Raw genomic sequence first — 17153 nt, forward strand, 5'->3', positions numbered from 1 at the left:
TTTATTTAAACAATGTTTTGGTTTATTTGTAGTATACTACAGGTTAAAACAGGCTAATGGCATAGTTTTTATACCTTGGTTATTCATAAATTTCTCAAAATCTACTTGAATTGAATAAATACGTACGTAAAAGTTTAAAGGTTGTACTCTGGATAATCGCCACAATCATCTTATTGGTTGTAGGAATTGCTATATCTTTAAATATCCCTGCCGTTCAGGACTTTGTTAAGGGCAAAGCTATTGCCTACCTGAAAAATAAAACCCATACTGAAGTTAGTCTGGAAAGTATTAAAATTGCCCTTCCTAAGGATATTGTGCTCAATAAATTCTACATGGAAGATAAAAAAGGCGACACTTTATTGTATGCACAGAAATTAGCTGTCGATATTAGCCTTTTTAAATTGCTCAATAATAAAATCGAAATTAATAATATCGAACTGGAGAAAATCCGGGCAAATGTGACCCGTATTAATCCGGATACCACATTTAATTTTTCTTTCCTTCTGGATGCTTTTCTGTCTGAACAGAAAAAGCCGGAAGACGAAGTTAAAAAGGATACTACTTCTACCATGAAGTTTTCTATCAGTAAAATAAGCCTGAAAGATATAGGTATTGTTTACCGTGATGATGTTGCAGGTAATGATGTGAGTGTATATCTTGGAGAATTTCAGACCAATATCAAAGATTTTGACCTGGACAACCAGCACTATGTAATTAAAGACCTGATCCTGAAAAATACCTCTCTGAAATATTTGCAGCAAAAACCACTTACCCAGCTGGCGGCTCATTTGGAAAAGAGCATTGATACTGCAAAAACAGCTTCAGGAAAACTTCCATTAGTAGAAATACAGGATGTTAATTTTAACAATGTAAAGATCAACTTCAATGACATGCTTTCAGACATGCGCGCTGATCTGAATATTAATGAACTTAACCTGAAAAAACTCTTCGCCGACCTGACTAAAAGTGATTTCAAATTAGAGGAGGCTACATTGAATAAATCCAATATTCTCTTTGCTTTTAAGCCTCTTTCAGTTGCTTCAGGAACAAAGTCTGTAGATAGTACAACAGCTAAACCTTCTGCTTTAGCTGTTCTGGTTAGCAAATTAAACCTTGCAGAAAACAATATACAATATGATAACCTTGCCGTAAAACCTACTGCAAAAGGACTGGATTATAACCATTTAAAAATCAATGGACTTGGTTTAAATGCAGAACAGCTCTCCTACAGTCAGGCCGGAATCAAGGTAAATGTTAAAAGTGGCGCATTCAAAGAAAGAAGCGGCTTTGAACTTTCAAAGTTGCAGGGTGACGTAATTTATAGTGATAAAATGGTTAAACTAACCAATCTTGTCTTTAAAACACCTAACACCAATATTGAGAATAATACCACGCTAAACTATACTTCACTGGATGATTTAACTAAACATCCCGAGAAAGTAAAAATAAATATAACATTAAAAAACGCTGTACTTGGCTTAAAAGATGCAACCTATTTTAGTGATGCTATACCTGCAGACTACCGCAATGAAAAGATTAAAATAACTGCACGCGCGAATGGATATATGAATAATCTTTCTATTCCTCAATTGCAGATTAGCGGATTAAAAAGCACCAATATAGAGGTTAATGGTACTGTTAAAGGTTTGCCGGATGTCAATAAAACATTCCTGGATCTTAACATTAAGCGCTTCTCTTTAACTAAAAGAGATCTGCTGGTTGTTATTCCTAAAAAATCTCTGCCTGCTAATATTGAATTGCCCAACACGATCGTAGCTAACGGAAAGTTTAAAGGGTCTATGACCGATTTCAATACCGATTTCAATATCAATACAGATATGGGTGCAGCCAAATTAATCGCTGGCATGAAAGGACCTAAAGGAAAAGAAAGTTATACTGCGAATATTAATCTGAATAACTTTAATGTTGGCCGTTTACTAAAAATGCAGCCACAGTTAGGCCGGATTAGTGTAAAGGCGACTGTAAATGGAACAGGGTTAGACGCAAAAACAGCTAATGCAAAAATTAATGCACAATTATTAAGTGCTTATTATAATAAATATACCTACAGAAACTTATTGCTGAGCGGTACTTATTCAGGTCAGAAAATGAATATCAAAAGTGAAATGGCAGATACCAATGCTAATTTCAATTTAACTGCTTTTGTAAATATGGCTGGCAAATATCCTGCAGTTAAAGCAGATCTTAACTTAAAGCAGGTTGATCTGCAAAAATTAAATTTCAGTGCGACTGAATTAAGGATGGCAGGTGTTGTTAAAGCAGATATTAAAACCGCCGATCCGAATTACCTGAATGGTGATGTAAGCATCAGGGGTTTACAACTGGTTAAAGATGGACAACGATTTAATGTAGACACGATCGATGCACATGCTGAAGCTACAGCTAACCATACCCTATTGACTTTAAAATCAGAACTGCTGAGTGCACGTGTTGACGGGCAGTACCAACTTACCAACCTTGCTCCGGCAATGATCAATCAAATTAATAAATATTATGCGTTTGGTGAAGTAACCAGGATACCAGATCAGCGTTTCAGATTCAATATGAAAATTTACAATCCTAAGTTCATTAAAAACTTTGTTCCTGAACTGACCACCTTCTCCCCTTCCAGGATCAATGGTTTACTGGATACAAAAAAAGATAGCTTAGTCATGAATGCCTGGATTCCACAAGTAGTTTATGGTGACTATCAGGTGGACAGCACACGCCTTACTGTGGACAATGCCAATCAAAAACTGAACTATAAATTATTGGTAAAACATGTACAAAGCAAATCAATAGCCTTATACAATACGGAACTGAGTGGTGAAGCGGCTAATAATATATTAGGGGTTAATATCTTCCTTAGAGACAGCAAACTGAAAGATAAGTATGTGCTTGGTGGTACATTTAAATCAATTAATAAAAACTTTCAGTTCAGTTTCGATCCGCAGAAGTTACTGCTGAATTATGATAAGTGGAGCGTTTCCCCGGAAAACTTCATCCAGTTCGGGGCTTCGGGTATCCTGGCAAACCAGTTTAACCTGAGCAAAGGCGGACAGTTACTGAGTGTGAATAGTTTGAACTCAACACCGGGTTCACCACTAAAAGTAGAGTTCAAGAATTTCCAGATAGAAACCCTGACCAAGTTTGCAGAGCAGGACAGCTCTTTAGTAGGCGGAGCGATTAATGGAACAGTGGACGTGAAAGAATTAACGGGCAGCCCAAAATTTGAGGCTAACCTGACAGTAGACCACCTTCGTTATCAGAAAGATCAATTGGGAACGTTACGTGTCGCGGTAAATAACAATACGGAAAACGCATTTGAAACGAATATCGCTTTAACCGGGGTACATGAGTTAAGGGTTAACGGATTCTATTATACGAAAGCTGAAAATGCTTTAGATCTCACTTTGAATATTGATAAGATAGATCTTAAAGCACTGGAAAGTGTTTCCATGGGACAGATTAAACAGGGTTCAGGAACAATAACCGGGCAACTTTCTATTAAAGGGGCCATCGCTTCACCAAAGGTATTAGGGGATATTAAATTTAACCAGGCTGCATTCAATGCAACTTATGTGAATTCATATTTCAGAATGCCGAATGAGACGATCAGCTTTACTGAAGAAGGTGTTAAATTCAATAACTTCACCATCATTGACTCGCTGAATAAACAAGCTACAATAAATGGCGGAATCCTGACCAAGGATTATAGGAACTTCAAGTTCAATATGGATATTAAAACTGATAATTTCAGGGCACTGCATTCTACAGCGGCAGACAATGAAATGATTTATGGAACGGTCTTCTTATCCAGCCTGATCAAGGTAAGAGGTGACTTAAACCAGCCGGATATCAATATGAATGTTCAGGTAGAGAAAGGGACTAAGTTCTTTTTCGCATTACCTCCAGATGATCCTTCGGTAATCAGCCAGGAAGGGATTGTACAGTTTATTGATGCGGATGCGGCACCATTTAATGGCCAGAAAGCACTGAAAGCAGACAGTATCAGTAAATCGCCGATTAAAGGAATTAATCTGAGTGCCAACATTAAAATTGACCCGGATGCAGAACTGAATGTGGTGGTTGACCCTGCTAATGGGGATGCGCTGAAAGTCAAAGGAACAGCCAACCTGATTGCAACGATGGACCCTAGCGGTAAGACAAGCCTAACGGGCCGTTATGATCTGAATGAGGGTTCTTATAACTTATCTATCGGTGGTCTGGCCAAAAGATCATTTAAACTGGTTAAAGGAAGCAGTATCATCTGGACAGGAGAGCCTACAGAAGCAAATGTAGACCTGACTGCACTGTACGAAGTAAGTGCAGCGCCAATTGACTTGCTGAACCAGCCTGATATGGTTCAAGCTAAAACCAAGCTGCCTTTCCAGGTTTATTTATATATGAAAGATCAGTTGATGAAACCTACCATATCCTTTAAACTGGATATGCCAGTAAATGAGCAGGGTGCTTTGGGCGGACAGGTTTATACGAAGATACAGAATGTAAACAGGGATGAAGGGCAATTGAATAAACAGGTATTTGCTTTATTAGCACTAGGCCGGTTCATTGCAGACAATCCATTTGAGAGTCTTGTTGGCGGCGGGGGCGGTGTATCCTCAATGGCCCGTTCAAGTGTGAGTAATTTACTGACAGATCAGTTAAACAATCTGGCTTCTGATTTGGTTAAAGGCGTAGATATAAACTTCGGAGTGAATTCATCTGAAGATTACTCTACAGGTTCATTACAGCAAAAAACAGATCTGGAAGTAGGTTTATCTAAAAAACTACTGAATGACAGGTTAACAGTAACTGTGGGAAGTTCATTTGGTCTGGAAGGCCCGCAGGCACCCGGACAGAACTCAACCAATATTGCAGGTAATGTAAACGTGGAGTATGCGCTTTCCGCTGATGGCAGATACCGTTTAAGAGCTTACAGACGTAATCAGAATGAAGGTGTAATTGAAGGGCAGATTATTGAGACAGGTGTTGGATTTGCTTTAGTTGTTGATTATAATAAATTCAAAGAGATCTTCCAGAAAAGAAGAAAGCGGAATCAGATCACCACGGAGCAGAAACCAAAAGAAAAAGCTGTGAATACTACACCAGCAAAAAGTGAAAAATAAGATTTAATATAAAAAACAAAGGCTTCTGCAGATTTAAACCTGCAGAAGCTTATCAAACATAAGTACTGAATGAAAAAAATAGTTCTACCCTCTTTATTAATCATTTCATGTTTAGTGTGGGCTGCCTGCAGTAATACTAAGTATCTGAAACCCGGACAGACCTTATATACAGGTGCTGAGGTAAAGATCAATCCCGATTCTTCTTCAAAAATTGCAGATGAAAAGAATGTAAAGAGCGATTTAGAAAGCAAAACAAGACCTGCACCTAATAAGACGATCCTGGGTTTAAGACCCAAATTATATATTTATAACCTTGCCGGTGAGCCTAAAAAACCTAAAGGTATCCGCCACTGGCTAAGAACTAAGGTTGGAGAGCCACCTGTATTGCTGAGTGATGTCAAATTAAAAAGCAACAATGCCATATTAACAAGTTATCTGATTAGCCAGGGATACCTGCAATCTGTAGTCACAGGGGACACTATTGTTAAGAACCGTTCAGCTAAAGCTGTTTATACAGCAGAAACAGGTACGCGCTATAAAATCAACAACATCACTTTTCCTAAGGACACAGGGAACCTGGCCAATATTGTGAACCAGAACAAAGGAAAAACACTGCTTAAAAAGGGAGATTTTTATAACCTTGAAGTCTTTAAAAATGAGCGTATCCGTATTGACAACGACCTGAAAGAAAATGGTTATTTCTATTTCAGTCCGGATTACCTGATACTTCAGGTAGATAGTACTATCGGAAAAAGCCAGGTTAATATTACAGTGAAAGTAAAGGATATAGCACCTGACGCAGGTTTGAAGCCTTATACAATCAAAGAGATTAAGATATATCCGAACTATTCCTTAAGAAGGGATTCTGTACTGAGGAAACTGCAACCTATTGAGTATAATGATTTCGAGATCTATGATGATAAAAAAACATTTAAACCTCGTTTATTTGATAGACTGGTCTTCTTTAAAAAAGGGGAAACTTATAACAGAAAAGATCATAACCAGTCTTTAAACAGAATGGTTAATATCAATGCTTTCCAGGCTGTTAAAGCGGAATTTCTACCGGTTGACAGTTTTAAAAATAACCAGCTGGATTTGAATATTTATCTGACCCCTTTAAAGAAAAACTCTTTATCATTTGCGGTAACAGGAACAAGTAAATCAAACAACTTTGTAGGTTCGGAAGTGAAAGTAACACAAACTACCAGGAACCTGTTCCGGGGTGCTGAACAACTAGATGTAAGTGTTGGCGGTGGCTTTGAAACACAGGTGAGCGGACAAGCACAAAACCTCAATTCTTATTCATTTACAGCGCAGGGTAAATTAACTTTTCCAAGGTTTATCGTTCCTTTTTACAAACCAAGCAGTACCACAGCCTTTATTCCAAAAACTATTGCGTCTTTATCTTATGAATTGTTAAGCAGAGGATCTTTATATGACTTAAGTTCATTTAAAGCGGAATACGGCTATTTATGGAAAGAAAACTTGTATAAAGAACATACTTTTAATCCTATATCGCTTACTTATGTCCGCCCAGGTATAAAAACTAAGGACACGGCTGGCTTATATGCGGCTAATCCCGGGCTAAAAAATATTCTGGACAGACAGTTTATCATTGGAAGCAGTTACAACTTCACCTACACCAATCAAATGGAAGATGCCAGAAGAAATAATATCTATTTCAATGGGAACATACAAACAGGTGGAAACGTTTGGGGATTATTCGTCCCAAAGAATAGTGAAGGTGACAAATCAATTTTTAACGTCCCTTTAACGCAATTCATAAGACTGGAAACTGACCTTAGAGATTATTATAAAATCAATAGAAACGTGATTTGGGCTAATCGTCTTAACCTCGGGTATGGCTATGCTTACGGAAACAGTACTTCCATGCCATTCGTGAAACAGTTTTTTGCGGGAGGAACAAATGATATTCGTGGGTTTGCCTCAAGATCGCTTGGCCCTGGTACCTTTAAGGTGCCAGATACAGTACAATTCGCTGATCAGAGTGGTGATATAAAAATTATGCTGAATACTGAGCTGCGTTTTAAATTAGTCAGTGTTTTATACGGTGCCTTGTTTGCTGATGCCGGAAACGTCTGGCTGCGAAAAGAAGATCCTTTAAGACCAGGTTCAGGTTTCAAATTAAATAATGCTTTAAGCCAAATGGCAGTCTCTACCGGAGCAGGTTTACGTGTAGATGCTAAAATCTTTGTGGTCCGTTTAGACGTGGCCTTCCCCATCAGAAAACCATACTTACCAGAAGGACAAAGATGGGTAATTGATCAGGTTGCTTTCGGTGATAAAACCTGGAGAAAAGAAAATTTAGTTTATAACATAGGAATTGGCTATCCATTTTAACAATCAATATTGCTGGGACGAAAACTTCCTCTAAGACCTCTATCTAATGAAAATAATACATAAAATCAAACACTTCTTTATTGCGCTGTACCATTTGTTTGTGGCGGCCGGTGCAGGATTTATCGAAGACCGTGTGATGAAATTAAGCGCGGCACTTGCTTACTATACGATTTTCTCTTTAACTCCACTGATCATCATTGTTATTGCAGCTGCAAGTATATTTTTCAACAATAAAATAAATCCAGGTACCGAATTATTTGCGCAGATCAGTGACATGGTAAGCCCTGAAGCGGCCAAACAAATACAAGGATTTGTAGCGAACGCCAATCTTACCGGTAAAAGCACTATCGGTTTGATCATTGGAATCGGAACTTTGATTGTTGGTTCCACCGCGATCTTCATAGAAATACAAGACAGTATCAATATGATCTGGAAAGTGAAAGCTGTCCCTAAAAAAGGCTGGTTAAAAATGCTGACCAACAGGTTACTTTCCTTTTCACTGATTATATCAATGGGTTTCCTGCTACTGGTTTCACTGGTTATTAACAGTATCGTAGTCGGGCTGGGTTCTAAATTGGGAGAGTTAGTGAGCAGGAGCAAAATAGGTGAAGTTATTCCTGTAGCCGATACTACCACTACCCTATTGATCTATATCCTGAACAATGCTTTCACTTTAGCGGCTGTAACTGCCGTGTTTACCATTATTTTCAAAGTATTGCCAGATGTTATTCTACGCTGGAAATCTGCCATTATAGGCGCATTATTCACCGCGCTGCTCTTCAGTTTAGGTAAATACCTGATTGGCGTTTACATCGAAAAAGGAAATCCGGCATCAGCATTTGGGGCGGCAAGTTCGATTATTGTGATCTTGTTATGGATTTATTATACCTCCATTATTTTGTACTTCGGAGCTGAGTTTACGCAAGCCTACGCAGAGAAATATGATAAAGGGATAAGACCAAGTAAGTATGCAGTGCATACTCAGATTACCGTGGTCGAAGCGAAAGTGGATGTTTTACCTCCGCAACATCCAAAGGATACAAAAACTACAGAAACAGAATCGGCTTAAGCCGATTCTGCAATTTCGTCTGCTACTATATCTTCAGAAACTGCCGCTGTCGCCGCATCTAAATCAGCAGAGATTAACGCTTCTACCGTATCTTTCTCTACCCTTAAGTTTCTGATAATATGCTGTTGTCTGTCTGGTGTATTTTTACCCATATAGTATTCCAGCAAATTCTTAATCGTCTGATCTTTCAGAATCACCGGGTCCAGGCGAATATCCTTACCGATAAATAAGCCAAACTCATCAGGAGAGATCTCTCCCAAACCTTTAAATCGTGTAATCTCAGGCTTATTTCCTAATTTCTCTATTGCTTTCTTACGTTCATCATCGCTATAGCAATAAATAGTTTCTTTTTTATTACGTACCCTGAATAAAGGAGTCTGCAGAATATATACATGTCCGGCTCTGACCAGGTCAGGGAAGAACTGCAAAAAGAAAGTCATCATCAATAACCTGATGTGCATACCATCCACATCGGCATCGGTAGCGATCACGATATTGTTATAATGCAAACCTTCCAGTCCGTCTTCAATATTCAGTGCGTGCTGCAATAAATTGAATTCCTCATTTTCATAAACCACCTTTTTAGTCAGCTCATAACAATTCAAAGGTTTACCCTTTAAACTGAATACGGCCTGGCAATCCACATCCCTTGATTTGGTAATAGATCCTGATGCAGAATCCCCCTCGGTAATAAACAAGGTAGTTTCATAACGTTTTTCATGCGTACTGCTGAAATGGACTTTACAATCTCTGAGTTTTTTATTGTGAAGCGATGCCTTTTTAGCCCGGTCATTCGCCAGTTTCTTAATTCCGGCAATATCCTTACGCTCGCGTTCAGATTGCAGGATACGCTTTAATAAAGCGTCTGCAACATCAGTATGCTTATGGAGGTAATCATCCAGCTCTTTCTTGACGAAATCGTTGATGAAAGTACGTACAGAAGGTCCTTCAGGTCCCATATTCTGAGAGCCTAATTTAGTTTTCGTCTGTGACTCAAATACCGGCTCCTGCACACGAACAGAAATCGCAGCGATAATGGAAGAACGAATATCAGAAGCCTCGTATTCTTTTTTATAGAACTCACGGATTGTTTTCACGACCGCTTCTCTGAAAGCCGCCTGGTGTGTACCACCCTGGGTCGTGTGCTGCCCATTCACAAAAGAATGATAATCCTCTCCATACTGCTGACCATGGGTCATTGCAATTTCTATATCATTCCCTTTCAGGTGAATAATCGGATAACGGATATTCTCTACATCGGCTACCTTATGCAGCAAATCATACAGACCGCGTTCCGACAAGTATTTTTGATTGTTAAAATTAACCGTTAAACCAGTATTCAGGAACACATAGTTCCAGATCATACTTTCTACAAAATCAGGGATATAATGGTAATTCCTGAAAATAGTCTCATCAGGATAAAAAGTAATGGCAGTACCATTTCTTTGTGTCGTATCAATAATCGGATGATCCAGGGTGATCTCCCCTCTTGAAAACTCTACCTTTTTCGTTTTTCCATCACGGTAAGATTGCACCACGAAATTAGTCGATAAAGCATTGACTGCTTTCGTACCCACCCCGTTCAGCCCTACTGATTTCTGGAAAGCGTTACTGTCATATTTACCACCGGTATTGATCTTCGACACACAGTCAATCACTTTACCCAATGGAATACCACGGCCATAATCACGTACATTCACCTTAGAATCAGAAACAGTAATATCAATTGTACGACCGGAACCCATGACAAACTCATCAATAGAGTTATCCATGATTTCCTTGAGCAAGACATAAATACCGTCATCCTGAGCGGAGCCATCACCCAACTTCCCGATATACATACCAGGGCGCAATCTGATGTGTTCTTTCCAGTCCAGTGACCGTATACTGTCATCGTTATATATAGGTTCAGCCATAATCTTTGTGTAGAACTGCAAATTTAATGAATAGCTACCTCAATTAAACATCAAAGTTTCAACAAATACACATTTTGCCTTACCTTCGTGCATTTACCTCAGCTATACATGCAGCCTAAAAAACAACTTTCCCTTTTCGATCTGTCTATGATCGTTGTCAGCCTGGTCATCGGAATGGGCATCTTCCGTACACCAGTTAATGTAGCTGCTAAGGCACAGATCCCTGAATTATTCTTTCTGGCCTGGATTATAGGTGGTTTAGTGGCCTATTGCGGCGCACTCATCTATGCAGAAATAGGTTCACGTTTTCCGGTAACCGGCGGTTATTACAAGATCTTTTCTACCTGTTACCATCCTTCGGTAGCCTTTGCCATTAACGGTGTTGTCGTGTTAACCAATGCCGCTTCTATGGCGGCTGTAACTTTAATCGGTTCAGAATACCTGAGCAGTGTTATTTTTCCTCCAGCAATGCAGACCGACTTTTACCGGCTTGTGGTCGCTGCGGTAACGATACTTATATTTTACAGTATCAACCTCATGGGCTTAAAAGCAAGTTCAAAAGTACAGAATGTATTAACGGTCATTAAAATAACTCTTGTACTTACCTTGATTTGCGCTATATTTTTCGGCGGACAAACCGAAACCATCACCCCTGTATTTAAAACCGCCTCAGGTGTTATGCCTGTCTGGTCAGATTACGGGAAAGCATTGGGGATTTGCCTGATCGCAGTTACTTTTTCTTTTGCCGGATATACACAAACTATCAATTTGGGTGGTGAAGTTAAGGATGCCAAGAAGATCATCCCCAAAGGAATTAAAATAGGTCTGTTTATGATCATTTCCCTATACCTATTAATCAATTATGCTTATGTCAAAGTGATAGGATTTGAACAGCTGAAAACTGCCCATAGCATTGCAGCGATATTAGCAGGAAAGATTTTCGGTCCCGCAGGCTTCACTATACTTTCTGCGGTTATATTTTTATCTGTTCTGGGTTATGTTAATGTGAATCTGCTGAGTAATCCAAGAGCTATGTTTGCCATGGGTGAAGAAAAAGCATTACCTTCTGTTTTTGCACAAAAGAGTAAGAAAACAGAGGTGATGGTAGTGAGCCTGACTACTTTTACTGCGCTGGTGATGACTACGCTCTTTTTCGCACAGACTTTCGATAAAATTGTCAACTACTCCATTATCCTGGAATGTATCGGAACAGCAAGTTCAGCAGCTACTTTATTTATCCTGCGCAGAACTACTGCTCATTTAGATAAAAGCAGTATATATAGGATGAAATGGTATCCTGTGCTCCCTGTGCTATTTATTTCTTTTTATTTATTCGTTGGGATCAGTATTTATCAGGATGATCCATCGGCTGCTATCAATGGATTGTATATATTTATAGGATTCGTAGCCATTTATTTTATTTCAAAAACATTCAACAAAAAGAAGAAAATAACCGATGCAGCAGAAGGAACTGCCCTTAAGTAAAGAAATCACGTATGCAGCCGGAATGATGGGCTGGAGCATTATGACCAATATTATTATTGTGATGCTCCCCTATTTCTACCTGCCGCCTACCAATTCCGGCTTAACGCCTTTAGTTCCTCAGCTGATTGTATTCGGGATATTTAACATCTTGTCGCTGATCGCGGCATCAGGCAGATTATTCGATGCCTTTTATGATCCTTTTATTGCCTCTGTGAGCGATGGAAGTACAAATCCCAAAGGCAGGCGTATCCCGATTATGCGTTATGCCATTATCCCCGCAGTTATTTTCTGCAGTTTGATCTTTCATCCGCTGGTTAAAGCAGAGTCCACCGCAAATGCCTGGTGGCTTACCCTGATGCTTATCGGTTTTTTCATGTCGGTTACTACCTATATCATACCTTACAATGCCTTACTGGCAGAACTTGCACATACAGCAGAACAAAAAGTTAAGCTATCGACTTTTCAGCAGGTTGGTTTTGTGATGGGGATGATCCTCTCCGCCATGATCAATAACTTTGCTGATCTGATTCAGTTTGTATTTCATATTCAGCAAAGGATGGAGGCGCTTCAGTACACCATTATCGGGCTCAGTATTTTTTCCGGACTGGTGATGATCCTTCCTGTAGTAACCATCAACGAAAAAGAATACAGTAATGGTAAGCCTACACATATCCCATTGCTGCCGGCGATTAAAAATACTTTCCGCAATGCGAATTTCAAATATTACCTGATTTCAGATTTCGCGTATTACACAGCGCTAAGTATTATTTCAAGCGGTTTACTTTATTTCGTCAGCGTTTTATTGAAATTGCCTGAATCAGATGGTGGAAAATATATGGGGACGATGGTTTTTCTTTCCCTTTTATTTTATCCTTTCGTCAATTCCGGCGCAAAACGTTATGGCAGAAAGGCCCTCGTCATTGCTGCCTTCGCTATCCTTAGTCTTATTTTTGTCACTATTTACTTCCTTGGACACCTGCCTTTCCCGCCGGCCATGCAGATGTATATCCTGGTAGTCTGTGCTTCTTTTCCGCTGGCCGCTCTTGGTATTCTGCCCAATGCTATCCTTGCCGACATCGCTCAAAAAGACACCAGGGAGACTGGTAAAAACCACGAGGGCATGTTTTTCGCCGTTAAATATCTGTTTGTTAAACTTGGGCAAACGCTGGGTATTGCACTCTTTGCGATGCTCACTATCTACGGAAAAGATCCCGGACATGATTTCGGACTGCGTTTAAATGGTGTTGCAGGCTTTGTTTTATGTGTCCTCGCCCTATTGTTTTTCACCCGCTTTAAAGAAGACAAATAAGTTACGGAACTTATATGTATATTTGCGCCAGCGAAATGTAACTCTTTAAACAGCAAGGAATTCATTAATTAAACACCTGCTGATTGTTAACGTCTCCTCATTATTATACACATTAAAATTCAAACACATTGTTATTCGAAGAATTAAACCTGATTGAGCCTATTTTAAAAGCGCTGCAAGCAGAGGGTTATACTAACCCAACCCCTATACAAGAACAATCTATCCCTACTATATTAACAAGCAGAGACTTACTAGGCTGTGCGCAAACCGGAACTGGTAAAACAGCGGCTTTTGCAATCCCTATGTTACAACTGCTGAATAAAGAACATCAGAATACCAAAGGCCCAAGACCGATCCGTGCCCTGGTATTAACGCCAACGCGTGAGCTTGCCATTCAGATTGAAGAAAGTTTCAAAGCTTATGGTAAAAACCTTTCTTTACGTCACCTGGTTATTTTTGGTGGTGTTGGACAAAAAGCACAAACTGATGCTTTACATCGCGGAGTAGATATTCTGATCGCTACACCAGGCAGATTGCTTGATTTAATGAACCAGGGTTTTATTAACCTTAAAGATGTTGAAATATTTGTACTCGATGAAGCAGACAGAATGCTGGACATGGGTTTCATTCACGATGTGAAGAAAACTATTGCAAAGCTGCCTGCTAAAAGACAGACTTTGTTTTTCTCAGCAACTATGCCTGGTGAAATTCAGAAACTGGCCAATACGATTTTAACTGATCCGTTAAAAGTAGAAGTAACGCCTGTATCTTCAACTGCAGAAAAAATTGAGCAGTCTATCTATTACGTAGATAAGAATGATAAGAAAAATTTATTAATCCATATTCTTAAGGATAAAACGATTACTACAGCACTTGTTTTTACCCGTACAAAACATGGTGCAGACCGTATCGTTAAAGACCTGATTAAAGTTGGTGTAAAAGCTGAAGCTATTCACGGTAATAAATCACAGAATGCGAGACAAAGAGCTTTAACTAATTTTAAAGACAAAACTACCCGTATTCTTGTGGCAACTGACATTGCTGCCCGTGGTATTGACGTGGATGAATTAACACACGTAATCAACTACGAATTGCCTAATGTTCCTGAAACTTATGTACACAGAATTGGCCGTACAGGCCGTGCTGGTAACAGTGGGGTTTCCTTCTCTTTCTGTGATGGAGAAGAAAAAGAATACCTGGATGATATTGAGAAATTAATCGCCCTTAAAATCCCTGTACAGGAAGATCATCCTTATGCAATGAGCTGGCAGAGCCTGATGTCTGGCGCTGCAGCAGCAAAAGTAAAAGGAAAAAGCAAGCCTTCAAGAGGCGGCCGTCAGGAAAGAACTGAATATAAGCCAAATCTTAGCGGAGCAAAAAGAACTCCGGGCGGTGGCAATGGTGGTGGCGGTAACCGCAGATTCAGTGGTTCAAGACCTAAAGCTAAAACAGATTAATTTAAAACATTAAGATCTTGAAACCGTTTCCTGTTATGGGAAACGGTTTTTTTCGTTTAAGGATTTATAGAATCATTTTTCATCGCCTTATTTATACTATATAATAAATCAATTAGATTTTAAAGAATTTATAAACAACTTTAAAGAACTATACCTAATTATCATGAAAACAAGTATATTAGAACAATAAAAAATCCGTATAATTATTTAGATCCCGGTTATGGAGAAAGGCAATAAAAAATTTCCCTTGGGCATCTTACGGAAATATCCAGGGGCGATTATGTGGCGAATGCAAAAACTATCAGTTCAAATGCAGCTCAAAATTTATAATCAAAAGAAAGCGTAAAATGTCTAAAATAACCAGTCTTATCCTTTTAAGCATCGGGCTTTGTTTGAACTTATCCTGCCAGAATAAATCTGAATCTCCTATGAAAAAATACGCGTGGATACCAACCGAATGTGCACCTAAAGACTATCCGATGCGCGTTTACAGTGGGTACCTATATTATGGAAAAGAAGGGAACACCTACGTTCCTGGTGATAAAACAATAAACTATGGCTGGGGGGCATTAGGATCTATAGAAATTTCAGGAGATAAATTAAAAGAGGCTCCTGATACGCTGGACCTGACCTGGATTTCATTTACTGAAAATAAAAATTACACAGGCAAATTCCCTTTAAATGTAAAATTAATAGACTCCTTATTCAGCGCCGGCTATCCTGCTGGGGATATACCCGCAGGGCATGAAGATTTTTGCTACTTCCAGGTAGGAATGGCTCCGGGTGGCGTGGTTGTTCTTTGGCTCAGCGGACCAGGTAAACAGGTAGAAATTGGCCGTTACCAGGGAAAAGAAACAAATGAGGTGGACTGGAAAAGTGAAATACCGGGCTATAAGGGGACCATGAAAGAATATGGCCAGGATATTATAGCCGGTTTACCGAAAGAAGTACAGCAGCAGATCGCTCAGCATAAAATCCCGTTTGGGAAATGGGATCACTGGAGAAGACGGTTCAGCTGGAAGCCGGTGATAACCGGTGAGGTGAATATTCTTAGGCTAACGATGTTTACCTTCAACAAAGAAATGGACTTTTTAGTGGGTAAAAGATTAAATCCCGTTGACTATATCCAGCGGGGAGCAATTGAAAAACTCTATATATTCTGGGTAGATCACCAGAAACGGGAAATGAGATCTCAGGTAGATTTCGATGAAACAGAAACAGATCAGATATTTTCCGCATTACAACCAGGCGAAAACTCTGACCTGCTGCTCCATGTAACCAATGATGGCGAGGTTACAGTAAATTTAAAAACTGCTGCCGGAGTAATCCCATTCAAAAAAGCGAAAGTCAATACCTATTTGCGCTAAGGCATGAATACGATAACCATAGAATTATTTAGAACAGAATGAAATCAACAGCCAGTCTGATTAGCATAAGCATCGGGCTTTGCATTATTTTTTCCTGTCAGAATAAGTCCACTATAAAAAAGTACGATTGGATAGCGACTGAAAATGCGCCTAAGGAATATCCGATGCGCATTTATAGCGGAATTTTTTATGCAGGAAAAAACCCTGTAAATGCTGTCCCTTCAGGATCAATCATAAATTATGGATGGGGAGAAACCGGATCAATTGAATCTTCCGGAGAGGATTTGAAAGAAGCGCCAGACACTTTAAGGTTAACCTGGATCTCATTTACTGAAAACAAAAATTACACGGGTAAATTCCCGTTGAATGTTAAACTCATAGACTCCTTACTCAGTACAGGATACCCTGCAGAAGATTTACCATCCGGACATGAGGAGTATTTTTACTTTAAAGTAGGGATGGCTCCGGGCGGAGTGGTTGTCCTTTGGCTTGGTGGGCCTGGTAAACAGGTAGAGGTGGGCCGTTACCAGGGAAAAGAAACAAATGATGTAGACTGGAAAAGTGAAATACCGGGCTATAATGGTACGATGGAAGAATATGGCAAACATATTATAGCCGATTTACCAAAAGAAGTCCAGCAGCAGATTGCTGACCATAAAATCCCGTATGGGAAATGGGATCACTGGAGAAGGCACTTCAGCTGGAAGCCGGTAATAACCGGGGATGTGAAGATTCTTAGCTTATCGATGTTCATGTTCAACAAAGAAATGGACTTTTTAATGTCCAAAAGATTAAATCCCGCTGGCTATATCCAAAGAGGAGCAATTGAAAAGTTATATATATTCTGGGTAGATCACAAGAAACGGGAAAGGAGATCTCAGATAGATTTTGATGAAACAGAAACAGATCAGATATTTTCTGCTTTAAAACCAGGAACGCATAGTGATTTGCTGCTCCATGTTACTAACGACTACGGGCCTGCTGTAAGCTTAAAAACTGCTGCCGGGATAATTCCATTCAAAAAGGCAAAGATTAACTCTTATATACGTTAATACATTTC

The 17153-nt window shown here is 39.4% G+C and carries 9 protein-coding genes; 8 read left to right on the forward strand and 1 reads right to left on the reverse strand.

What is annotated here, in order from left to right; all coding sequences use genetic code 11:
- Positions 1-110 precede the first annotated feature (110 nt).
- The 3 genes from LY11_RS22280 to LY11_RS22290 all read left to right on the forward strand — a co-directional run bounded on the left by LY11_RS22280 (position 111) and on the right by LY11_RS22290 (position 8559).
- The gene (locus tag LY11_RS22280; protein ID WP_111635830.1) at positions 111-5129 is read left to right on the forward strand and encodes a translocation/assembly module TamB domain-containing protein; all 5019 of its coding nucleotides are present in this window, start codon (positions 111-113) and stop codon (positions 5127-5129) included.
- Positions 5130-5198: 69 nt separating this feature from the next.
- A complete protein-coding gene (tamL, locus tag LY11_RS22285) occupies positions 5199-7490 on the forward strand; it encodes a translocation and assembly module lipoprotein TamL (protein ID WP_111635831.1) in 2292 nt (763 codons plus the stop codon).
- A gap of 46 nt (positions 7491-7536) precedes the next feature.
- Positions 7537-8559, forward strand: coding sequence for a YihY/virulence factor BrkB family protein (locus LY11_RS22290; protein ID WP_111635832.1), 1023 nt, complete (start codon positions 7537-7539; stop codon positions 8557-8559).
- Here LY11_RS22290 and LY11_RS22295 read toward each other — a convergent pair.
- Positions 8556-10475 (reverse strand): DNA topoisomerase IV subunit B, encoded by a 1920-nt coding sequence (locus LY11_RS22295; protein WP_111635833.1) that lies wholly within the window; start codon positions 10473-10475, stop codon positions 8556-8558. The two genes, LY11_RS22290 and LY11_RS22295, sit on opposite strands and share 4 nt — an antisense overlap.
- A gap of 108 nt (positions 10476-10583) precedes the next feature.
- Between LY11_RS22295 and LY11_RS22300 the strand changes: the two genes are divergently transcribed.
- From LY11_RS22300 to LY11_RS22320, 5 genes are all read left to right on the forward strand, one after another.
- Positions 10584-11960, forward strand: a complete 1377-nt coding sequence (locus LY11_RS22300) for an APC family permease (protein ID WP_111635834.1) — start codon at positions 10584-10586, stop codon at positions 11958-11960.
- Positions 11932-13269 (forward strand): MFS transporter, encoded by a 1338-nt coding sequence (locus tag LY11_RS22305; RefSeq protein ID WP_111635835.1) that lies wholly within the window; start codon positions 11932-11934, stop codon positions 13267-13269. The genes LY11_RS22300 and LY11_RS22305 overlap by 29 nt, the downstream gene beginning before the upstream one ends.
- A 128-nt stretch (positions 13270-13397) precedes the next feature.
- Entirely contained in the window at positions 13398-14726 is a 1329-nt protein-coding gene (locus tag LY11_RS22310; protein ID WP_111635836.1) for a DEAD/DEAH box helicase, read from the forward strand.
- 347 nt (positions 14727-15073) lie between these two features.
- Positions 15074-16093 (forward strand): DUF2931 family protein, encoded by a 1020-nt coding sequence (locus LY11_RS22315; protein ID WP_111635837.1) that lies wholly within the window; start codon positions 15074-15076, stop codon positions 16091-16093.
- Positions 16094-16131: 38 nt separating this feature from the next.
- Positions 16132-17145, forward strand: a complete 1014-nt coding sequence (locus LY11_RS22320) for a DUF2931 family protein (protein ID WP_111635838.1) — start codon at positions 16132-16134, stop codon at positions 17143-17145.
- Positions 17146-17153 lie beyond the last annotated feature (8 nt).

This window comes from Pedobacter cryoconitis, assembly GCF_003259615.1.
Taxonomy (GTDB): Bacteria; Bacteroidota; Bacteroidia; order Sphingobacteriales; family Sphingobacteriaceae; genus Pedobacter; species Pedobacter cryoconitis.